Origin of the sequence: Geomonas silvestris, assembly GCF_014193515.1 — a bacterium.
Lineage (GTDB): Bacteria > Desulfobacterota > Desulfuromonadia > Geobacterales > Geobacteraceae > Geomonas > Geomonas silvestris.
Genome location: NZ_BLXX01000007.1, coordinates 153,714 through 175,977, shown reverse-complemented (window position 1 = coordinate 175,977; position 22,264 = coordinate 153,714). Strand labels below are relative to the sequence as shown.

The 22,264-nt window shown below is 64.5% G+C and carries 18 protein-coding genes; 16 read left to right on the top strand and 2 right to left on the bottom strand.

Features of this window, described 5'->3' with window-relative positions; genetic code table 11:
- Positions 1–64: 64 nt before the first annotated feature.
- The 6 genes from GMST_RS12895 (at position 65) to mnmA (ending at position 8,517) form a co-directional block, all read left to right on the top strand.
- The gene (locus GMST_RS12895) at positions 65–3,220 is read left to right on the top strand and encodes a PAS domain S-box protein (protein ID WP_183355068.1); all 3,156 of its coding nucleotides are present in this window, start codon (positions 65–67) and stop codon (positions 3,218–3,220) included.
- The gene (locus GMST_RS12890; RefSeq protein ID WP_183355067.1) at positions 3,217–4,341 is read left to right on the top strand and encodes a hybrid sensor histidine kinase/response regulator; all 1,125 of its coding nucleotides are present in this window, start codon (positions 3,217–3,219) and stop codon (positions 4,339–4,341) included. The genes GMST_RS12895 and GMST_RS12890 overlap by 4 nt, the downstream gene beginning before the upstream one ends.
- Positions 4,338–5,474 carry an ABC transporter permease gene (locus GMST_RS12885; RefSeq protein WP_183355066.1) on the top strand — a complete coding sequence of 379 codons (1,137 nt, stop codon included), beginning with the start codon at positions 4,338–4,340 and terminating at the stop codon, positions 5,472–5,474. Before GMST_RS12890 ends, GMST_RS12885 begins: the two co-directional genes overlap by 4 nt.
- A gap of 88 nt (positions 5,475–5,562) precedes the next feature.
- Positions 5,563–6,693 carry an ABC transporter permease gene (locus GMST_RS12880; protein ID WP_183355065.1) on the top strand — a complete coding sequence of 377 codons (1,131 nt, stop codon included), beginning with the start codon at positions 5,563–5,565 and terminating at the stop codon, positions 6,691–6,693.
- Positions 6,694–6,789: 96 nt separating this feature from the next.
- Positions 6,790–7,224, top strand: a complete 435-nt coding sequence (locus GMST_RS12875) for a (deoxy)nucleoside triphosphate pyrophosphohydrolase (protein WP_183355064.1) — start codon at positions 6,790–6,792, stop codon at positions 7,222–7,224.
- Between the two features lie 228 nt (positions 7,225–7,452).
- Positions 7,453–8,517 (top strand): tRNA 2-thiouridine(34) synthase MnmA, encoded by a 1,065-nt coding sequence (mnmA, locus tag GMST_RS12870; protein WP_183355063.1) that lies wholly within the window; start codon positions 7,453–7,455, stop codon positions 8,515–8,517.
- Positions 8,518–8,927: 410 nt separating this feature from the next.
- Here mnmA and rdgC read toward each other — a convergent pair whose 3' ends face one another.
- Positions 8,928–10,127, bottom strand: coding sequence for a recombination-associated protein RdgC (rdgC, locus tag GMST_RS12865; RefSeq protein WP_183355062.1), 1,200 nt, complete (start codon positions 10,125–10,127; stop codon positions 8,928–8,930).
- A 400-nt stretch (positions 10,128–10,527) separates the two neighbouring features.
- Positions 10,528–11,661: a WD40 repeat domain-containing protein gene (locus GMST_RS12860; protein ID WP_183355061.1), complete on the bottom strand. Its 1,134-nt coding sequence runs from the start codon at positions 11,659–11,661 to the stop codon at positions 10,528–10,530.
- A 135-nt stretch (positions 11,662–11,796) separates the two neighbouring features.
- Between GMST_RS12860 and GMST_RS12855 the strand changes: the two genes are divergently transcribed.
- The 10 genes from GMST_RS12855 to cmk all read left to right on the top strand — a co-directional run bounded on the left by GMST_RS12855 (position 11,797) and on the right by cmk (position 22,206).
- Positions 11,797–12,078: a DUF503 domain-containing protein gene (locus GMST_RS12855; RefSeq protein WP_183355060.1), complete on the top strand. Its 282-nt coding sequence runs from the start codon at positions 11,797–11,799 to the stop codon at positions 12,076–12,078.
- A gap of 169 nt (positions 12,079–12,247) precedes the next feature.
- On the top strand, positions 12,248–13,465 hold the full coding sequence (locus GMST_RS12850) for an efflux RND transporter periplasmic adaptor subunit (protein WP_443093442.1): 1,218 nt from the start codon (positions 12,248–12,250) through the stop codon (positions 13,463–13,465).
- On the top strand, positions 13,465–14,154 hold the full coding sequence (locus tag GMST_RS12845; RefSeq protein ID WP_183355059.1) for an ABC transporter ATP-binding protein: 690 nt from the start codon (positions 13,465–13,467) through the stop codon (positions 14,152–14,154). Before GMST_RS12850 ends, GMST_RS12845 begins: the two co-directional genes overlap by 1 nt.
- A 2-nt stretch (positions 14,155–14,156) precedes the next feature.
- Positions 14,157–15,323, top strand: a complete 1,167-nt coding sequence (locus tag GMST_RS12840; RefSeq protein WP_183355058.1) for an ABC transporter permease — start codon at positions 14,157–14,159, stop codon at positions 15,321–15,323.
- A 106-nt stretch (positions 15,324–15,429) separates the two neighbouring features.
- On the top strand, positions 15,430–16,587 hold the full coding sequence (locus GMST_RS12835; protein WP_183355057.1) for an ABC transporter permease: 1,158 nt from the start codon (positions 15,430–15,432) through the stop codon (positions 16,585–16,587).
- A gap of 361 nt (positions 16,588–16,948) precedes the next feature.
- A complete protein-coding gene (locus GMST_RS12830) occupies positions 16,949–17,689 on the top strand; it encodes an MJ1433 family protein (protein WP_183355056.1) in 741 nt (246 codons plus the stop codon).
- Between the two features lie 376 nt (positions 17,690–18,065).
- Entirely contained in the window at positions 18,066–19,145 is a 1,080-nt protein-coding gene (gene pheA / locus GMST_RS12825) for a prephenate dehydratase (RefSeq protein ID WP_183355055.1), read from the top strand.
- Complete coding sequence (locus tag GMST_RS12820) at positions 19,145–20,017, top strand: prephenate dehydrogenase (RefSeq protein ID WP_183355054.1); 873 nt, start codon at positions 19,145–19,147, stop codon at positions 20,015–20,017. Before pheA ends, GMST_RS12820 begins: the two co-directional genes overlap by 1 nt.
- Positions 20,018–20,230: 213 nt before the next feature.
- Positions 20,231–21,520: a 3-phosphoshikimate 1-carboxyvinyltransferase gene (gene aroA / locus GMST_RS12815; protein WP_183355053.1), complete on the top strand. Its 1,290-nt coding sequence runs from the start codon at positions 20,231–20,233 to the stop codon at positions 21,518–21,520.
- The gene (gene cmk / locus GMST_RS12810; RefSeq protein ID WP_183355052.1) at positions 21,517–22,206 is read left to right on the top strand and encodes a (d)CMP kinase; all 690 of its coding nucleotides are present in this window, start codon (positions 21,517–21,519) and stop codon (positions 22,204–22,206) included. Before aroA ends, cmk begins: the two co-directional genes overlap by 4 nt.
- Positions 22,207–22,264: the final 58 nt, after the last annotated feature.

The window sequence follows — 22,264 nt, the reverse complement described above, 5'->3', positions numbered from 1 at the left end:
CGTACGGGGGGTGGTGTACTCGCCCCCTGACGCCCAAGACCTGCACCTCTTAGATGGTGACCCGATGCCCGAAACGGCAGAACCCATAACCCGGGACCGCGCGAGTCTCCGCGCCGCACGCGTGCTTCTTCCCGCCGGCGCGGCGGCGCTGGCACCCTGGCTCTTCCCGCAAAAGCCGCTCGTCGCCTCGCTCTGGGTGCTGGCAGCCGGTGCGGCCGCGGCGCTTTGGGGCAGGCGCGAACTCGGGCGCCGCGACGCGCTCGCCCGGAGCGGGGCGCTGCGCCAGGAAAGCATCGAGGACCTCTGCGGCGTCGGGAGCTGGGAGTGGGAACTCCCCGGCGGCCGGCTGCGCCTCTCCGCCGAGGCGAGCCGCATCCTCTCGGGCGGCGCCGCTTCGGAAAGCTTCCCGGGACTGCTCGCGCTTCTCCCGGAAGAGGAGCGCGAGACCCTCTCCGCCGCCGTGACCCGCGCCCTCTCCGGCGCCGACCGCTTCGCGGTGCAGCACGCGCTTATCCCCAGCGACGGGGTGCGCCGCCTGATCGCCCACTCCGGAGCGCTCTTCCGCGACGCCGCCGGCGAGCCTGAGCGGCTTATCGGCGTTTTGCAGGACGTCACCGGGCGCGAGGAGGCCGAAGGGGCGCTCTTCTTCGAGAAACGCTACCGGGCCCTCATCGAGAACCTCCCCCAGCGCATCTTCTTAAAGGACCTGAACTCGGTCTACCTCTCCTGCAACTCGAGCTTCGCCCGGGACCTCGGGCTCGAGCCCGCCCAGGTCTTCGGCCGGACCGACCACGACCTCTTCCCGCCGCAACTCGCCCAGAAGCGCCTGCAGGACGATGCCCGGGTCCTGGCCGCCGGGGTCCCCGAAGAGCGCGACGAACTCCGCGAGCGGGACAACGCCTGGATCAGCAAGGCCCTCATCCCGCTCAAGGACGACGCGGGGCGCACCTACGGCCTCTTGGGGATCCTCACCGACGTCACCTCGCGCAAGCAGGCCGAGGAGCAGCTGAAGGAGAGCGAGGAGCGCTTCCGCAACACCTTCGAGCAGGCCGCGGTCGGCATCTGCCACCTGACCCTCAAGGGGGGGCTGATCCGGATCAACCGCCGCTTCTGCGAGATCCTCGGGTACAGCCAGGAGGAGCTCCTCGGGAGGGTGCTCGACGAGATCATCCACCCCGAAGACCTGGCCCCCGAGCACGACAACGTCGAGCGGCTTTTAAACCGCGAGATCGACAGCTACTCCATGGAGCTTAGGCACCTGAAAAAGGAGGGCGCGCCGGTCTGGGTCAACTTCTCCATGTCCCTTGTGCGCAACCGGGCCGGGGAGCCGCGCTACTTCGCGGCCATGATCGAGGACATAAGCGCCAAGCGCGAGGCCGAGGCCCTGCGGCAGGAGCGCGACCTGGTGCAGGCCTCCAGCCGGGCCATGAGCCAGCTCCTGGCCAACATGAGCCACGAGATCCGCACCCCGATGAACGCGGTCCTGGGGCTTGGCCACCTGGCGCTCAAGACCGAGCTCACCCCCAAGCAGCGCGACTACCTGGAGAAGATCTGCTCCTCGAGTCGCAACCTCCTGGAGATCATCAACGACATCCTGGACTTCTCCAAGATCGAGTCGGGGCGCATCGAGCTCGAGTGGACCGAGTTCAACCTCTCCCAGGTACTGAAGACCGTCTCGGACATGATGGCCCCCAGGGCCCAGGAGAAGGGGATCCACTACCGGGTCCGCGTGGCCCCCGAACTCCCGGCGCTTGTGACCGGCGACCCGCTGCGCCTGGCCCAGGTGCTCAACAACCTGATCGCCAACGCGGTGAAGTTCACCGAGAAGGGGGAGGTGCTGGTGGAGGTCCGCCCCGCCGGGTGGCAGGAGGACCAGGTGGCGGTACGCTTCTCGGTCCAGGATACCGGCGTGGGTCTCACCCCCGAGCAGCTGGAGAAGATCTTCACCCCCTTCACCCAGGCGGACTCCTCCACCACCCGCCGCTACGGCGGCACCGGCCTCGGGCTCTCCATCTCGAGCCAGCTGGTGGAGCTCATGGGCGGGGGGCTCGGCGTGGAGAGCGTTCCCGGGACCGGGAGCTGCTTCTCCTTCACCATCAACTTCGGGCTCTCCGGGACGGCCGAGGCCCCGGCGCAGAGCGACGACCCGAAGCTGCGCAACCTGAAGATCCTGGCGCTCGAGTCCGAACCGTTCCCGCGCGAGCGGCTGGTCCAGGCGGTACACGGGCTCCCCTTCGCGGTCGAATTCACCGGGACCGCGGCCCAGGCGCGCGCCGCGCTGGAGCGGGCCGCACTCCCCGGGGCGCAGCCGGTCGACCTCGTAGTGGTGAGCCAGGCCAGTGCCGGAATGGACGGCGTCGAGCTCATCTGCCGCGAGGTCGCCGCCTGGCAGTCGCCCCGCCCCCCCATCCTGGTCACCGTGGCGCTCGAGTCCGCCGATAAGCTGCGCGAGCGCGCGGCGGAACTCGACATCGCCGTGGTGCTTCCGCTGCCGGCCCGCAACTCGCTCCTCCTGGACGCCATCGTGAGGGCCCTGGCCCAGGAAGAGGAGCGCGCAAGGCCCGCCGAGCCGGCCGCACCGCCCCCCCCGGAGGGGACCGGAGACCCGCTGGCGCAGCTTCCCGGCTTCGATCTGGCCCAGGCGCTCAAGAGGCTGGGGGGGAACCGCTCCCTCCTGGTCAAGCTGTTGAAAGAGTTCGAGACCGACTTCACCGGGGTGCTGGAAGAGCTGAAGGGGGCCCTGGCGCGCGGCGAAAACGAGCCGGCGCGCCGCCTGAGCCACACCCTGAAGGGGGTGGCGGGAAACCTCTCGGCCACCTACGTGCACGCAGCGGCGCTCGGGCTGGAGCGCGCCATCGCCGGCGCAGAGGATACCTGGCACCCCTTAAGCCGCCTTTCCGAGGTGCTCGAACCGTTTCTGGCGGCGCTGCGGACGCTCCCCGCGGAGACCGCCCCGGCGCCGGTCACCCGCTCCAGCGTGGCCCAGGAGCGGCTCGCGGCCGAGCTCGCCGAGCTGGAGCGGCTCTTGTCGAAAAACAGCCTCAACGCCAAGCGCCAGTTTGCCAAGCTGCGCGACGGCCTGCCGGGAGAATTCAAGGAAGAACTAAGGGAGATGGAGAGCTGCATGGACAAGCTCGATTTCAAGAAGGCGCGCACGCTCCTGGCACGCCTCACCAGCAAGATCGCGACCCTGGCAATCCCGGGGAGGGAGCGGCTATGAAGCGCCAGACCGTGATGATCGTCGACGACAACCCAACCAACATCGAGCTTTTAAGCGAGAGCCTCGGGGACGACTACGAGATGGTCTTCGCCACCAGCGGCGCCGAGGCGCTCGAGCTGATCCGCGCCGACAAGCCGGACCTGATCCTTTTGGACGTCATGATGCCGGGGATGGACGGCTACCAGCTCTGCGCGGTCCTCAAGGGCGACGCCGGCACCCGCGACATCCCGATCATCTTCGTCACCGCCATGTGCCAGGAGGAGGACGAGATCCGCGGGCTCGAGCTCGGTGCCATCGACTACGTCACCAAGCCGATCTCGCCGCACATCGTGCGGGCCCGGGTCAAAAACCACCTCGAGCTCAAGCGCTACCGCGACCTTTTGGAGTCCCTCTCGAGCGCCGCCGACCGGGCCAAGAAGGAGTTCCTGCGCGCCATCAGCCACGAGCTGCGCACCCCGCTCACCCCGATCCTCGGGATGACCGACCTCGTGCTCACCTCCGAGGAGGACGACGACAAGCGCAAGTACCTCTCCCTGGTGCAGAAGGCCGCCCTGAAGCTATTGGGGATCATCGAGGACCTGATCGAGACGAGCCGCCTGGAGGGGGAGGGGGCGAGCGCCGAGAGCCTCCCCTTCACCCTGAGACCCTTTCTGGATGCGGTCCTGGGCGAGCTGGAAACGGTGGCGGCGGGGAAGGGGCTCACCCTGCGGCTCACCCTCGCGGCGGGGCTCCCCGAGGCGATCGAGTCGGACCAGGGGCTCCTGCGCCGGCTCCTCACCATGGTTGTCGGCAACGCCCTCAAGTTCACCAGGGAGGGGGAGGTGGCCCTCGAGCTGGAGCACCGGGCAACTGATGCCGAGCCGCGCCTGCTCTTCTCGGTCCTCGACACCGGCATCGGCATCGCCGACCAGGACCTCGAGCGCGTCTTCCTCGACTTCACCCAGTCCGACGGTTCGGTGACCCGTCCCTTCCCGGGGCTCGGCCTCGGGTTGGGGATCGCCCGGCGCATCACCGAGCTCATGGGGGGGAGGATCTGGGCTGAGCCCCGTCCCGGCGGCGGTTCCATCTTCCGGATCGAGCTCCCCCTCAAGGTTCCGGCGGGCCTCGGAGTCGCTTCGTGAAGCTGAAGCGGGTCCGTGCCATAGCGCACAAGGAGTTCCTCCACGTGCTGCGCGACTGGAGGAGCCTGGGGATCGGGATCGCCATCCCGGTGCTTATGCTCTTTCTCTTCGGCTACGCGCTCACCCTCGACGTGGACCGGGTGCCGCTGGTGGTCTGGGACCAGAGCGCCACGCCGCAAAGCCGCACCCTGGTGGACGCCTTCAACGCCTCGCGCTACTTCACCATGCTCCCCGCGGTGGCCGACTACCGCGAGGTCGAGCGCGCCATCGCCTCGCGCCGTGCCGAGATCGCCCTGGTGATCCCCGTCGACTTCGCGGGGAAGGTGGCCGCCGGGCGCGGCGCAGCGGTGCAGGCGATCCTCGACGGCTCCGACTCCAACGTCGCCTCCTTTGCCCTGGGGTACGCGGAGGAGGTCGTTGGCGGCTACAGCCAGAAGGTGACCGTGGAGCTCACCCGGCGCCTGGGGCTTCCGGCCGTAAGCGGCGCGCTCTTAAAGGTCGAGCCGCGGGTCTGGTTCAACACCGACATGGAGTCGCGCAACTACATCTTCCCCGGGCTCATCGCCATCGTGATGATGGTCATCGCGGCGCTTTTGACCTCGCTCACCTTCGCCCGCGAGTGGGAGGTGGGGACCATGGAGCAGCTGATCGCCACCCCGGTCACCGGCGGTGAGCTGATCCTGGGGAAGCTGATCCCCTACTTCGCCATCGGGATGTTCGACCTGGTCCTTTCCGTGCTGGTTGCCGAGTTCGTCTTCCGCATCCCGATGCGCGGGGAGCTCTGGCTCGTCTTTGCCAGCTCCTCCATCTTCATGGTGGGGGCGCTATCCCTCGGGATGCTGATCAGCATCGTCACCAAGAGCCAGTTCCTGGCGAGCCAGATCGCCCTGGTGGCGACCATGCTCCCGGCCTTCCTCTTGTCCGGTTTCGTTTTTCCCATCGCGAACATGCCCTATCCGATCCAGGTCTTCACCCACATCATCACGGCGCGCTACTTCGTGGTCTTGTTGCGGGGGATCTACCTCAAGGGGTTGGGGCTCGGGCACCTGTACGGCGAGACCCTGTTCCTGGCGGCATTCGCGGTCCTGATCCTGGCCCTGTCGCATGTGAAGTTCAAAAAGAAGATCGTCTAGTGTCGGGGGATCGGTCCATTTTCGTCCCTTACGTCCCTTTGGTCCCTTAGGTCCTAAAAACCTGAAACCAAGCACCGAGGTACCCCTTTTGTACGAGCGTCTCAAGGCCATGCTGATCAAGGAGTTCATCCAGGTGCTGCGCGACCCGCGCATGCGCTTTGTGGTGTTCATCATCCCGGCGGTGCAGACCATCATCTTCGGCTATGCGGTCAATACCGACGTGCGCCACGTGGCGACCGCCGTCTACGACCTGGACAACTCGAGCCAGAGCCGCGAGCTCGCCGACCGCTTCCTCAAGTCCGGCTACTTCGAGCTCACCGAGCGGGTGAGCGACGAGGCCCGGGCGCGCGAGCTCATCGACCGCGGCGAGGTGAAGGCCCTTTTGCGCATGAACCACGGCTTCGGGGCCGGGCTCGTCGGTGGCCGCGGCGCCACCGTGCAGCTCATCCTGGACGGCACCGACTCCAACACTGCGGGGATCGTGCTGAACTACGCGATGCGCATCGTGAACGGTTACGGAAGCCAGCTCCAGCTTGCCGCCGTTAAGCGTGCCGCGGGGCGTACCGTGCCGGTGCGCGGCGTCGAGCTCGCCAGCCGCGCCTGGTACAACGAGAACCTGGAGAGCCGCAACTTCTTCGTCCCCGCCGTCATCACCAACATCGTCTTCATCATCACCATGCTCCTCTCCAGCATGGCGGTGGTGCGCGAGAAGGAGATCGGGACCATCGAGCAGGTGATCGTGACCCCCATCGGCAAGGGGGAGTTCATCCTGGGGAAGACCGTCCCCTTCGTGCTGATCGGTTTCATCAACGTGGCGCTGGTCTCGCTCGTGGCCGTTTTCTGGTTCGAGGTGCCGTTGCGGGGGAGCCTTCTGCTCCTCTTCGGGTCCACCGCCGTGTTCCTGATGAGTTCCCTCGGGATCGGGCTGCTCATTTCCACCATCAGCCGGACCCAGCAGCAGGCGATGATGAGCGCCTTCTTCGTGATCTTCCCCGCCATGCTCCTTTCCGGGTTTGCCTTTCCGATCGAGAGCATGCCCGAGCCCGTGCAGTGGCTCACCTACCTGAACCCGATGCGGTTTTTCCTGGTGATCATCCGGTCCATCTTCCAGAAGGGGGTAGGGTTGGAGATCCTCTGGCCCCAGCTCGCGGCCCTGGCGGTCATCGGCGTCGTCATCCTCACCCTGGCCATCGCCCGCTTCAAGAAGAACCTCTCGTAGCGGTTCCCTTCTGGCCCGGCAGTCGTTTTCCCTTTGGTCCTTTGCGTCCCCTTAGTCCCTTGTGTCCATTCGTAAATGAATGCTATAGTTGTCGCCATGTCCAACGAAACCGCCCCCGCCAAACGACACGTCCACGTAGCCTGCGCCATCATCGAACGCGACGGACTGGTGCTTTCCGCCCGGCGCAAAGCCTCTTCGAACCTGCCGCTTAAATGGGAATTTCCCGGGGGGAAACTGGAACCTGGGGAAGAACTCGAGGAGTGCCTGAGGCGGGAGTTGATCGAGGAGATGGAAGTGGAGATAGCCGTGGGCCGCCCGCTCACCCCGGCCACCCACAGCTACCCGAACCTGACGGTTACGCTCTATCCCTTCGTCTGCAGCATCACCGCCGGCGAGATCGTCCTCCACGAACATTCCGCCATCACCTGGCTTCCCCCGGCGACCATGCACGAACTCGACTGGGCCGAAGCCGATTTCCCCATCATCGCGGAGTACCAGCAAACCGTCCTGACCCAGTCGGCTTACTGGTAGCCACGGAGAAAATCTGGGAACATCGGAGCAAAGCTTTTGGGTTAACCCTCAAGACGTAGCCGTTGCCTCTCTCCGCTTTTGTCTCAGAAGTTCTCCGTGGCAGATTCCCGCCGTTGCCCCTCTCCGCTTTGGCCGCAGATCTGACTCCCAACCGAAATTAACAGTTGCGCTTGCAGCCCGAATCGGTCAACTATGGTGCTTCATCATGAAAGGCAGGAGCATCAAGGTATGCATGATTACAACGGCAAGAAAATAGCCGTCGCCATGAGCGGCGGGGTCGATTCCTCCACCGTGGCCGCCCTCTTGAAGGAGCAGGGGGCGCAGGTGATCGGGATCAACATGAAACTCTTCGAGCGTCCCGGCGAGGTCCCGGGGGCCAAAGGGGACGCGGAAGTGGTCGCCGACTACCTCGGGATCCCCTTCCACCAGGTGCATTTCGAGACGGAGTTCGCTCGGCTCATCATGGAGGATTTCCGCGACCAGTACTTCGGCGGCGCGACCCCGAACCCCTGCGTGCGCTGCAACCGGTACGTGAAGTTCGGTCTCTTGCTGGAGAAGGCCCGGGAGCTCGGGGCCGACTACCTGGCGACCGGGCACTACGTGCGGACCGAACTCGGTGCCGACGGGCTTTGGCACCTCCTGAAGGCGAGCTACCTCGCCAAGGACCAGTCCTATTTTCTCTACACCCTGACCCAGGAGCAGCTAAGCCGCGTGGTCTTTCCCTTGGGGGAGGTCCCGACCAAGGACGAGGTGCGTCGCCGCGCGGCCGAGTACGGCCTTCCCGTCGCGCAGAAATCCGAGAGCCAGGAGATCTGCTTCATCCCCAACGACGACTACGTCGCCTTTCTCGAGATGGAGCCGCAGCACCTGACCGGGCCGGGCGAGATCGTGCATGTAGACGGCAGCGTTATCGGGCGGCACAACGGCACCCACCGCTACACCATCGGGCAGCGCAGGGGGCTCGGCATCGCCTGGAAGGAGCCCCTCTACGTGGTGGCCATCGACGCCAAGGAGAACCGGGTGACCGTCGGCGAGATCGGTGGGCTCTTTGCGCCCGGGCTCAAGGTGAGCGATTTGAACTGGATCGTGCCGCCCGGGGCAGGCGAGTTGGAAGCGAGCTGCAAGATCCGCTACCGTCAGCAGCCGATCGAGTGTCGCGTGAGGTTACTTGAGGGAGGGGAGGGCGAGGTGAGATTCGTCGAGCCCCAGAAGTCGGTTACCCCGGGGCAGTCCGTGGTTTTCTACCGCGGCGAAGAGGTGCTCGGTGGCGGCCGCATCACCGGTGCCCTATAAAACGGATTTTAGCCACGGAGCCACCAAGGGCACGGAGAAAAAACTTGGTGATATGCAGTTTAGCCCCAGAGTTAACGCGCCTTAGCGCGGATAGGCAACGAAAACCGTCAAACTGGTTCGGCCTAAAGCGCTGACGTTGCAGGCCGAACCAGATGAAAGGTTTACCTCGCCGTTGTTTTTCCTCTGTGTTCCCCTGTGTCTCTGTGGTTACTGGTTTGTACTCTTGGTATTTTTACGGGGTTTTGTGGCCATTGATCCTATGAGCTGCCTTTCTCCGTGCGCTTGGTGCCTCCGTGGCTAACCAGGTTTTGCCTTAGGACCAAAAAAAAGACCTTCCGGCGTCAGCACCGTTTGTGCTGGTTACCGAAAGGTCTTTTTTTGTGTCTCTTGTGCCTTTTTGCGGCGGGGCGTTACTTCCCGGCCAGTGCCGAGTGGCAGCTCGGGCAGATGTTCAGCCAACCGGTGATCGCCGCCTCCTGCTCACCCCAACCGGCCCCCAGCCTCAGCTTCAGGAACTCGGCAAACAGCGAGTCGAAGAGCTGGTTCCCTTTGTCCAGCACCACCATCCGCTCGAAGAACACCGCTTCGCGCTCCAGGTCCGGGTCGGTGGTGTTGTCCTTCTCGATCTTCACCGCCGGGGACTTAAGCGAGGCGAAGTGGAAGAGCTCACCCTTCAGGGTCATCTTCCAGTGGTCGTCCCCCGTCTCCAGGTGCAGCGTCGCCTCGGTGATCTGCTTGTTGTTCAAAAGGGCGCTGCGCACCTCGTTGAAGCGGTCCTGCGGACCCGCCACGGTGATCTTCTGGGCGCCGTTGTCCCCGGCTCCCAAGAGGATGACCCGGTCGTCCAGGTATCCCACGAACTGATCGTTCTCCACCAGGATCCCCGGCTGGTTCACCCGGTACTCCGAGTTCTCGTTCATGGTCTGGTACATGAGCCAGAGCAGGAAGTCGGTCCCCAGCCACTGGTTCTCCTTGATGAGCTCCAAGTAGCTGTCGCCGCTTGCCTTGTTGGCCTTCTGCAAGAGTACGCGGTTCCCCTCGTCGAGCACCTTCTCGGCGCGGGCGTAGGGGTGGAAGGCAGAGAGGCGCAGCCCCTCGAAGGTCTTCTTGAAGAGGTCCTCGAACATCTCGATCACCTTGGGCGACAGCGAGCTGAAGGTGACCATCCCGGTGTTGGTGTCCCAGACCACGTCGTAGGTCGACGGAGTCGGAAGCGTCTGGGAGAGGAGCATGGCGCGCACCGCTTCTTTCAGGTCCTCGCGTTTTTGTTTCGGGACCTTGGTGAAGCTCGGGTTCTCGGCCAGGAACTGCTCCTTGGCGCGTTCCAGGTGCGCCTTCAAAACAGCCGACGGCACGGCGCGGCGGTCGCGGCGCAGGGTGAAGGTCAGGTAGTTTTCACGCCAGCAGGCGGTGGGGGAGTCGAATTCGGCGAGTCTCGGGTCGTCCAGGTGGACCCAGCCGATCGAGAACTCTTCGGTCCCCTGGTCGATCGGGGTGAAGCGGTGGCCGGCGAGTTGGGTACAGGCCCAGGCGAAGAGTTCCTCACGCTTGGGGAGTTCCCCCTGGACCTGGAAGTGACAGACGCTGACGGTATTGGCAAGAATGCCCATGGGTGTTTCTCCTTCGGTAGTACGCGTAATTATGGGGGACAGCATGGATACACCTTTTAAAAGGTGCGGGCAAGAAAAAAGGGAAAAGCGGGCGCCAAGGAAAACCTGGCAAAGCGTCAACCAAAGAGGCGCGCAGAGGACCACAGAGGAACGCAAAAACGTTACCTCTAAAGGGTTTTGGTTCCGTCCCGGGGTCCTGCTTAAAAGCCTGAACACAGAGGTAAACCCGAGGAACAAAGGGGAAGGCAAACATCGGGGTTAGGGGCTGGGGGCTAGTCAAGCTCTTCGGCCTTAACCGCCTGGCATGAAGCGGCCGCCCCTTCCAAAGATTTTCCCCGCCGTTGGTTTTCCTCCGTGTACCTCTGTGTCCCCTGTGGTAAAAGCTTTTGCCTTGCGAGGTTTACGGCTGGCTCAACGTCTTGAGCCGGCCCTTGTACTCGGCATCGCTGATCACCCCCTGCATGAACAGCCTGCGCAGTTCCAGGATGCGGTCGAGGTCCCCGGGGAGCGCGGGGCGCGGCTGGTCGTTCAGTCCCGATACCAGGAAGAGATTCCCCCCGTCCGCCACCACGAGCCCGCTGCCGTCGGGGAGAAAACTCCCCTGAGCCCGGCGCGGCAGGGAGAAGAGTTCCTGGTTCCCCTGGTAGAGCCGGTTGTCCAGCAAAAGGTACCCCCCCGAAGGAGAGACCGCGATCTGGTCGCCGGGGCTGGTCCAGGCGTTTACCTCGTTGCCACTCGGCAGTTTCAGCTTGCGGGTGATGGTTCCCGCGGTTCCAACCAGGAGGTGGTTGCCGTCCGGCAGGTAGGCAGGCCCCCCCGAGAAAAGCGGCAGTTCGGTGACCACCTTTTCGGCACCGCTCTCCAGGTGGCGCAGCGCGACCCTCTCGTAGGGCGGGGAAAGCGGCGGGTCCTTGAGTGCCGTGTAGGCGATCTCGTCACCGTAGGGGGAGAGGGCGAAATTGAGCGTGCGGTAAAGCTCGGTCTCCGGTAACTTGGCAAGCTCGGGGCGCACCGTCACGTCGAAGATCATCGTCTGCGCCGCCGCTCCTTTCAGGTCCCAGCGCACCAGGAACGAGGAGAGCTCGCAGCCAATACTCAGGCGCTTGAGGGAGAGCGAGGTGGCCAGTATCTCGGCGTCGCTGCGCCAAACGATTGCCGTCACCCGTCCCGGAACCTTCGTTGCGGCGAGGAGTCTGCCACCCGTGTCGTAACCGCACAGCGAACTCTCTGCTCCCTCGGCGAAGGCCGCCGCGAGCCGGTCCCCCTTCGGGGAGAAGGCGAGCACCAAGGCCGGGGCGGGTGCCACAGGAATACCGGGCTGAGGCGCGGCCACCACCAGGTTCAGCTGGTTCTCGTGCACCGCGGCGACGGTGCCGTTTCCGTTCACCGCCCAGGCGGAGCCGGCGTCGATCTTGGCGAGCGGCTGCACCGAGAAACCCGGGGGGAGCTGCGAGGTGCGCAGCGTCGGGGCGCAGCCGGCAAGCGCCGAAAAGGCGAGGAGAAACAAGAACAGGGGCAGGCGCAGGATCGACATGACAGGCTCCTTTTCAAGAAGGCCGCAGTGTAGCGAAATTGCGCCTGGCTGACAACGTGAGAATGCGGTAAAGAGTTGGGTGTTGAGAAAAAGTGAAGAGCAGGGTTAAGGTGGAGAGGGAAGGGGGGTAACCTTATGCACGTCGTCATGCTCATGTTGCGTTTGCGTCTGACCAGCCGGACCCTGAAGGAGAAGCGTTCCATCGTGAAGAGCGTACTTACCCGGGCGCGCAACCGGTTCAACGTAGCCTGCACCGAGGCGGGACTCAACGACCAGCCCGAGGATGCCGAGCTCGCCTTCGTGACCCTCTCCCAAAGCGCAAGCCACGCCCGTGCCCAGTTGCAGGAGCTCGAGCGTTGGCTATTGGTCGAGCGCCCCGACGTCGAGGTAACCGAAATGCTGGTCGAGGAGCTCTAGGACGTCAGGTCAGGCCCCGTAAATCCTTCGGTCCCTTGCGTCCCTTACGTCATTTTCAGGCATCGTAACTGCCTGGGCCTTCAGCCGTCAGTCGTCGATTGTTCATTGTCAATTGTCCATTGCTTCTAAAAGTGGTAAGAAGTTAAGACTTTCACGGGGAGTGCGACCTATGGCTCAAGACGATCTGAACAAGCTCACCATCGACAAGGAGCGCTACACCTCCCCCGCCGGCCCCGGCAAACGCCGGCGTTTCTGGCTCATCATCGCGGCGGCCGTCCTTCTGGTGGCGCTTTTGGGGTGGCGGGTGCTGGTGACCCGCCCGGTGCAGGTCGAGGTCGCCACGGTTTCGCTGGTCTACCCCTCCCAGACCTTTTCTCTCTTAAACGCCAGCGGCTACGTGGTGGCCCAGCGCAAGGCGGCGGTCTCCTCGAAGGCGACCGGCCGGCTCGAGTGGCTGGGTGTCGAGGAAGGGAGCGTGGTGCGTGCCGGCCAGCTCCTGGCGCGCCTGGAAAACCGCGACGTCACGGCCACCAAGGACCAGGCCCAAGCATCCCTCGCCAACGCCCGCGCGGTCCTCGAACAGGCCCGGGTCGAGGAGAAGGACGCTGCCCGCAACCTCTCCCGCAACAAGGAACTCATAGGCCAGGGGATCATCTCCCAGTCCGACTACGACAGCGCCAAGGCCCGCTACGACCGCGCCGTCGCCGCCAGCGCCGGGGCCCGCGACAACATCCGCGCCGCCCAGGCAGCCCTCGCCGGTGCCGAGGCGTCGCTTGACTACACCCTGATCCGCGCCCCCTTCGACGGCGTGGTGCTCACCAAGAACGCGGACGTCGGGGACATCGTCTCTCCGCTCGCCGCCGCGGCCAACGCCAAGGCCGCCGTGGTCACCCTGGCCGACATGGGTTCCCTCGAGGTCGAGGCCGACGTCTCCGAGGCCAACATCGCCAAGGTGAAGGTGGGCCAGCCCTGCGAGATCCTCCTCGACGCCCTCTCCGATACCCGCTTCCGCGCCGAGCTGCACACCATCGTCCCCACCGCCGACCGCAGCAAGGGGAGCGTCCTCGTGAAGGTGCGCTTCCTGGACCGGGACCCCCGCATCCTCCCCGAGATGAGCGCCAAGGTCGCCTTCCTGGAGCGCCCGGTGGCACCGAGCGAGAACAAGCCGCTTCTGGCCATCCAGCCCGCGTCCATCGTGGAGCGCGGCGGGAGGAAGGTGGTCTTCCTGGTGAAGGGTGACGAGGTCGTCGAGACCCCGGTCACCCTCGGCGAAAAGGTGGGGGACCTGGTGCAGGTGACCGGAGGGCTCAAGGCCGGCGAGCGTATCGCCGTGAAGCCGCTCGAGAAACTCAAGGACCGCTCCCGCATCAAGACCCAGGAGAAGTGATGAGCGCAAGCCCGGACGCGATCGTCTCCATACGCAACCTCTCCAAGAGCTACCGGCGCGGCAACCAGGTCCTGCCGGTGTTGACCGGCATCAGCTTCGACATCGCCCGCGGCGAGTTCGTGGCGCTCATGGGGCCGTCGGGTTCCGGCAAGAGCACCCTCTTGAACCTGATCGCCGGCATCGACTCCGCCGATTCGGGCTCCATCAAGGTGGCCGGGGTGGAGATCACCGGCCTCTCCGAGAACGAGCTCGCCCGCTGGCGCGCCCATTCCGTCGGCTTCATCTTCCAGTTCTACAACCTGATCCCGGTCCTCACCGCCTTCGAGAACGTGGAGCTCCCCCTCCTGCTGACCTCGCTCTCCCGTCGCGAGCGCCGCGAGCACGTCGAGGCGGTCCTCTCCGTGGTCGGGCTCGCCGACCGGATGGACCACTACCCCTCCCAGCTCTCCGGCGGCCAGCAGCAGCGGGTCGCCATCGCCCGCGCCGTGGTCACCGATCCCGAGATCCTGGTGGCCGACGAGCCGACCGGCGACCTCGACCGCGCCTCCGCCGAGGAGATCCTGAAGCTCATGGACCGCCTGGTGCACGAGCTGGGGAAGACCATCATCATGGTGACCCACGACCCGCGCGCCGCCGAGAAGGCCCACCTGATCCGCCACCTCGAGAAGGGCGAACTGAGCGAGAGCTGACGATGGGGATCCCCTACTCCTATAGCCTGCGCAACCTCTGGACCCGGCGCCTGACCACCGTCCTCACCGCAAGCGGCATGGGGCTCGTGGTCTTCGTCTTCGCGGCGACCCTCATGCTCGCCGAGGGGTTGCAGCAGACCCTGGTGCAGACCGGTTCCTCCGACAACGTGGTGGTCATCAGGAAGGCGTCCAACTCCGAGGTGCAAAGCGGTGTGGAGCGCGACCAGGCGGCGCTCATCGAGAGCCAGCCCGAGGTGGCGATCGGCGCCGACGGCAACGAGCTCCTGGCGAAGGAGCTGGTGGTCCTCATCAACCTGAAAAAGCGCGGCAGCAACAACCCCGCGAACGTGGTGATCCGCGGCATCGCCGCCGCCTCCCTTGACCTGAGGCCCGCGGTGCACCTCAAGGTGGGGAGGCTGCCGCGCCCCGGTTCCGCCGAGGTGATTGCCGGCGAGAGCATCGCGCGGCGCTTCCAGGGGTGCGGGCTGGGCGAGACGCTCCGTTTCGGGATGCGCGACTGGCGCGTGGTGGGGATCTTCGACGCCGGGAGCACCGGGTTCTCCTCCGAGATCTGGGGCGACTGCGACCAGATGATGCAGGCCTTCCGGCGCCAGGTCTACTCCTCCGTACTGTTCCGGATGAAGGATCCCGGGCGCTTCGATCCGTTCAAGGCGCGCATCGAGAGCGACCCGAGGCTCACCGTCGAGGCGAAGCGCGAGACCAGGTACTACCTGGACCAGTCCGAGGCGATGGCGAACTTCCTGCGCATCCTCGGGATGGTGCTTACCGTCGTCTTTTCCATAGGAGCCGTGATCGGGGCGACCATCACCATGTACGCGGCCGTGGCGAACCGGGTAGGGGAGATCGGGACCCTGCGGGCCTTGGGGTTTCAGCGGGTGAGCATCCTGGGGGCGTTTTTGCTCGAGGCGTTGTTGTTGGGGCTTTGTGGAGGGGTGTTGGGAGTAGTGGCCGCGTCCTTTCTCCAGTTCATCACCATCTCCACCATGAACTGGGCGTCCTTCTCCGAGCTGGCCTTCTCCTTCACCCTCACCTTCGGGATCTTCTGGAAGTCGCTTGTCTTCTCCCTGGTGATGGGTTTCATAGGCGGCATGCTCCCGGCAGTGCGTGCGGCGAGGTTGAGCATCGTCAGCGCCCTGCGGGAAAGCTGACGGCTCCCGTGGAGTGTGCTCGGTCCGATCGTCTTATCGGTCGGATCGGTCCGAGCAGCGTCGCCCTTACATTGGCAGTACGGTACAACAAACAGGTGAGCTCCTCATGTTCATGTTGAAGTTCATAGTGCGCAACATGTTCCGGCACAAGCTTCGCTCGATCCTCACCGTGGTGGGGGTCGCCGTGGCGGTCCTTGCCTTCGGGCTCTTGCGCACCCTGGTTGGCCTTTGGTACTCCGGCGCCGAACACGCCTCGGCCACCCGCCTGGTCACCCGCAACGCCATCTCCCTCATCTTCCCGCTCCCGGTCTCCTACCTGGACCGCATCCGCGGCGTCCCCGGGGTCACCCAGGTCTCCTACGGCAACTGGTTCGGCGGCATCTACATCGACGAGAAACACTTCTTCGCGAACTACGCCGTCCAGCCCGCGAGCTACCTCGACCTCTACCCCGAGTTCCGGCTTTCCCCCAAGGAGCGCAGCGACTTCCTGATGGACCGCAAGGGGTGCATCGTCGGGAGCAAGCTCGCCAAGACCTACGGCTGGAAGGTGGGGGACATCGTCACCTTAAAGGGGACCATCTACCCCGGCAACTGGGAGATGGTGGTGCGCGGCGTCTACCACGGCGCCGAGAAGACCACCGAGGAGCGCATCCTGCTCTTTCACTGGGACTACCTGAACGAGACCCTGAAGAAGAGCGTGGCTAGGCGCGCCGACCAGGTCGGCTTCTACATGGTCGGGGTGAAGAAGCCCGAGCTCGCCCCCGACGTGGCCCTCACCATCGACGGCATCTTCAAGAACTCCCTGGCCGAGACCCTCACCGAGACCGAGAAGGCCTTCCACATGAGCTTCGTCTCCATGACCGAGGCGATCATGGTGGCGATCCAGATCGTTTCCTACATGGTGATCGCCATCATCATGGTGGTGGCGGCCAACACCATGGCGATGACCGCGCGCGAGCGGACCGGCGAGTATGCGACACTTAAGACCCTGGGGTTCAAGGCGGGGCACCTGGGGGTGCTCATCTTCGGCGAGTCCGTGGCCATTTCCCTGTTCGGCGGCGTCCTGGGAGCCGTGGGGACCTTCCCGGCCGCCTTGTGGATCGAGACCCAGCTGGCCCAGTTCTTCCCGTACTTCAGCGTCTCGCGGGAGACCATCACCCTGGAGGTCCTGGCGGCGCTTTTGGTCGGAGTGATCTCCGGCATCTTCCCCACCTGGCGGGGTGCCACCATAAAAGTAGCCGAGGGGCTGCGCCGCATCGGTTAAACCTTAAAGGCACTCACCAAGGTACACAGGGGAAAAACGAAGGCACACAGGGGAAGACCTGAAGACGTAACACCAAAAAGATTTTACCCTGTCTACCTCGACTCTCCCTCTGTGTCCCCTGTGTGAGAGCTTTTGGTCGACAGCCTTCTCCAGGCTCTTCGGCCTGGACCGCCCGGCGTGAATGGGCCGAACCCGTTTCAAGGTTTTCCCGCAGTTGCCTTTCCTCTGTGTACCTCCGTGTCCTTGTGGTTAAACGATTTTCCTGGTTGTTATGATTTGCCTTCCTCTGTGGTGAGTGCTTTTCGTTTTGCGGTAATCTGTGCTACCCTGTCGCCCCTCTACTTTAATCCCGGAGGGCCCCTTGAAGTTCCGCATCCCCAAAGACAAGATCGTCTGGTCCCTGCTTCTCGTCTCCCTGGTGCTCTACCTCACCGACTACTTCTTCTTCGGCCGCTTGGGCGAGATAGGCTTCGGCTTCATGTCCAACGTGGCCTTCCTCCCGGTCTACGTCCTCTTCGTGACGCTCATGCTCGAGCGGGTCATCAAAAACCGCGAGCGCGAGGCGATGATGAAGAAGCTCAACATGGTGATCGGCATCTTCTTCTCCGAGGTGGGAACCCAGCTTTTGCGCGACTTCCTCGAGTTCTTCCCCGACGGCCACGAGATCTCCCGGCACCTGCGCCCGACCCCGCAGTGGAAGGACCAGAACTTCCAGGAGGCCCTGCGTTTTCTCAAGGCGCAGGACATCCGGCTCGACTCGCGGCGCGGCGACCTGGTCCAGCTCAAGGACTTCCTGCTCGAGAAGAAGGGGACCATGCTCGCCCTCATGGAGAACCCGAACCTCCTGGAGCACGACGCCTTCACCGACCTATTGTGGGCCGTCTTCCACCTCATCGAGGAACTCCGGGCGCGGAAGAGCCTCACCGGGCTTCCCGAGAGCGACCTCGACCACCTCTCCGGAGATATGAAAAGGGCCCACACCCACCTGCTGGTGCAGTGGGTATCCTACATGTGGCACCTGAAGAAGGACTATCCCTACCTCTACTCGCTCGCCGTGCGCACCAACCCGATGAACCCCGAGGCCCACGCCGAAGTGTATTGACGGCAGGGGCTAGGGACAGGGGAAAACCTAAGAGCCTGAACACAGAGCAAGGACACAGAGGTAAACCCGAGGAACACAGGGGAAGGCCAAACAGGGACTGGGGACTAGGGCCAAGGTTTTTGGCCTCCTAGTATAACGGTCATTAAGGCCGTACCCGATTACAGGTTCCCCCGCCGTTGTTTTTCCTCTGGGTTCCCCTGTGTCCTCTGATGGTGAACGCTTCTCCGCTTTTGCCTTTCTCCGTGTCCTCCGTCTCTCCGCGGCTGACCCGGTTTGCCGTTTCCTAACCAAAAAAACATTGCAACTTTCCTCGTAGTGTCTTATACATGGACGCTTCGCTGACTCTCACTACCCCCGCCTAGAAGGTAACCGAATCTTGCAGAAAAAGCAGACGCTCGCACATCTCCGCCAGGAAATAGACGCGGTCGACGACCGCATCCTCGAGCTCCTCAACCAGCGTGCCGCGCTGGTCATGCAGGTGGGGACCCTGAAGACCGAGGCCAAGAGCGACTTCCACGTCCCCAGCCGCGAGCGGGAGATCTACGACCGCCTCACCGCGGCGAACCCGGGCCCCTTCCCCTCGGACGCCGTGCGCGGCGTGTTCCGCGAGATCATCTCCGCCTCGCTTTCGCTCGAGCACCCGATGCGGGTGGCCTTCCTGGGCCCCAAGGCCACCTTCAGCCACCTGGCGTCCATGCAGCAGTTCGGCCTCTCCGCCGAGCTCTCCCCGGAACGCTCCATCCCTGCCGTCTTCGAGGCGGTCGAGAAGGGTGAGGCCTACTACGGCGTGGTCCCGGTCGAGAACACCACCGAGGGGATGGTGACCCACACCCTCGACATGTTCATGGAGAGCGAGTTAAAGGTCAACGCCGAGGTGCTCCTCGAGGTCTCGCACTTCCTTTTGTCGCGCACCGGGCGCTTCGAGGACATCAAGAAGGTCTACTCGCACCCGCAGCCCCTGGCCCAGTGCCGCAAGTGGCTCGCCGAAAACCTCCCCAACGTCCCCCTGGTCGACGTCGCCTCCACAACGCTCGCCGCCCAGATCGTGGCCGAGGACTACCACGCCGCCGCCATCGCGAGCGAGTACGCCGCCTCCATCTACAACCTGAAGGTGGTGAAGGCGCGCATCGAGGACCAGGTGAACAACTTCACCCGGTTCCTGGTGATCGGGCGCAAGATGACCGACCCCTCCGGCGACGACAAGACCTCGCTCATGTTCCTGGTGCGCGACGAGCCGGGGATCCTGCACCGCATGCTGGAGCCCTTCGCCAAGCGCAACATCAACCTCTCGAAGATCGAGTCGCGCCCGCTTAAAAAGAAGGCCTGGGAGTACATCTTCTTCCTCGACCTCTCCGGCCACATCGGCGACCCGGCGGTAGCCGAGGCGGTCCGGGAGCTCGGGGACTGCTGCCAGTTCGTCAAGGTGCTCGGATCCTACCCCAGGGCCCGTTCCTGATGGCGGTTGGGGGCGTCCTGATAGAAAGGCTCGCCGTCATCGGCGTCGGCCTCATCGGCGGCTCGCTGGCGCGCGCCCTGCGCGAGGCGGGTGCGGTTCGGGAAATCGTCGGGATCGACCGCGACGAGGAGAACCTCAGGCGCGGTGTCGAATTGGGCGTCTTGGACCGCTACGTCGTCGACCCGCGCGAAGGGGTGAACGGCGCCGACGTCGTCTTCGTCTCCACCCCGGTCTGTTCCATCCCCGCGGTCGTCGCCGAGATCGCGCCGGTTTTAAAGCCCGGCACCATCGTGACCGACGGCGGGAGCGTGAAGGAGTTCGTGGTAGCCGCCTGCGAGGAGCTGATGCCCGAGGGGGTGCACTTCGTCGGGGGGCATCCCATCTCCGGCACCGAGCACTCCGGGGTGCAGGCCTCCTTTGCGACCCTGTACCGGGGGAAGCGGAGCATCGTGACCCCGACCGGGAAGACCGATCCCGCGGCGCTCGAGAAGGTCGTCGAGATGTGGCGGCGGGCCGGGTGCAGCGTTCCCCTCATGGATCCCGTGCAGCACGACCGGATGCTTGCGGCGATAAGCCACCTGCCGCACATGGTCGCCTACTCGCTGGTGAACGCCGTCGACGGTTACGACCGTTTCGGGGGCGACCTTCTCGCCTTCACCGCCGGGGGGTTCCGCGACTTCACGAGGATCGCGAGTTCCGACCCCGTCATGTGGCGCGACATCGCGCTTACCAACCGCGAGGCGATATTGGAGACCATGGACTTCTTTGCGGGGTACCTGGCGAAGCTGAGAGGGTTGGTGGAGGCCGGCGACGCCGAGGCCCTCGAGGCGTTCTTCCTGAACTCCAAGCAGAAACGGGATGCGATTCTTTAGAGGCGAAAACAAGCGGAAAGGCTTTAGACGCGGATGGTCCGGAAGTAGCTGCGGATTTTCACGAGTAAACCAGCCTTTTTGTTTACTTTAGGTTTATCCGTCGTATTCGCGTGATTTTTGCGAAATCCGCATAATCCGCGTCCCCTGCACTTGATTTTCGCTTTGGTATCCAAACGTTGCAGTAAATTTCATTCAAGGTTTGTCGGAGGCCTCATGCAAAGTTTCACCGTGCAATGCGCCAAGACGGTACGGGGCGACATCACCGTACCCGGCGACAAATCCATATCGCACCGCTCCATCATGTTCGGCTCCCTGGCCACCGGCACCACGAAGGTGACCGGCTTCCTGCGCGGCGAGGACGCCCTCGCCACCCTGGAGGCCTTCCGCGCCATGGGGATCCAGATCGACGATGACGGCTCGACCATCACCATCCACGGCAAGGGACTCCACGGCCTCTCGGAACCCTCCGACGTTCTGGACTGCGGCAACTCGGGGACCTCGATGCGGCTTCTGACCGGTCTTCTCGCCGGCCAGGGCTTCTTCTCGGTCTTGACCGGCGACAAGTACCTGCGCGCCCGCCCCATGAAGCGCGTGGTCGGACCGCTCACCAAGATGGGCGCCCGCATCCTCGGCCGCGACGGCGGCGAGAAGGCGCCGCTCGCCATCCAGGGGGGGAAGCTCACCGGGATCGAGTACACCTCGCCGGTCTCCTCGGCCCAGGTGAAGTCGGCGCTCATGCTGGCCGGCCTCTACGCAGAGGGGACCACCACGATCTACGAGCCGCACCTCTCCCGCGACCACTCCGAGCGGATGCTGCGCCACTTCGGCGCGCACATCGAGAGCTTCGAGGGTGGCGTGCGCCTCACCGGCGGCGTGGACCTGAAGGCCGCCGACATCGCGGTCCCCGCGGACATCTCCTCGGCCGCCTTCTTCATGGTGGCGGCCCTCATCGTCCCGGGTTCCGAGCTTTTGATCCGCAACGTCGGGGTGAACCCGACCCGCACCGGCATCCTCGACATCCTGAAGGCGATGGGTGCCGATATCGCGCTGGAAAACGAGCGCGAGCAGTCCGGCGAGCCGGTGGCCGACCTCAGGGTGCGCCACTCGCAGCTTAAGGCGATCGAGATCTCCGGCGAGGTGGTGCCGCGCGCCATCGACGAGTTCCCGGTCATCTGCGTCGCCGCAGCGCTTGCCGAAGGGACCACCCGCGTGAAGGATGCGGCGGAATTGCGCGTCAAGGAGACCGACCGGATCGCCGCCATGGCGAAGAACCTCGCCAAGGCGGGTGTCGGGATCGTCGAGACCCCGGACGGCATGGAGATCACCGGCGCCGGGAAGCTCGCCGGCTGCCAGGCCGAGAGCTTCGGCGACCACCGCATCGCCATGAGCATGCTGGTGGCGGGGCTTGCCGCCGGCGGGGCGACCACCGTGGACGACACCGAGTGCATCGCCACCTCGTTCCCCGGTTTCCTCGACCTCCTGACGGAGGTGGCAGTACGTTGAGCGCGCAGAGAACAAACGGAGTGATCGTGGCCATCGACGGACCGTCGGGGGCCGGAAAGAGCAGCATAACGAAACTTCTGGCAAAACGACTCGGCTACCTGCACATCGACACCGGCGCCATGTTCCGCGCCGTCGCCCTCATGGCGCAGCGCGGGGGAATAGCCTGCGACGACGATGCGCGGCTTACCGAGCTCTGCCGCGGGATCGACATCGAGTTCGAGCGGGAAGGGGAGGCCTACCGGGTCCTGGTGAACGGCGGGGACGTCTCCCGGGAAATCCGCACCGAAGAGGTGGGGCTTTTGACCTCCTGCATCTCGGCGAGAAAGCCTGTGCGCGATGCCCTTTTGCAGATGCAGAGGAAGATGGGGGTAAAGGGGGGAGTGATCCTCGAGGGGCGCGACATCGGCACCGTGGTCTTCCCCGACGCCGAGGTGAAGTTCTTCCTCACCGCGAGCGCCGAGGAGCGCGGCCGGCGCCGCTACCTGGAACTCGTGGCGCGCGGCGAAAAGGTGACCCTCGAGGAGACCATCGAGAAGGTGGTCTGTCGCGATAGGCAGGACGAAAGCCGCGAGCACGCCCCCCTGAAGAGGGCCGAAGACGCCGTCCCCGTCGACTCTACCGCGATGACCATCGACGAGGTCCTCTCCTTCATGGAAAAGACCGTGAAAGAGCGGGTAGCGGCGTAAAGGCAGAATCTTTTCCGAACCACAAGGACACAGAGGAGCACAGAGGAAAGACAACGGC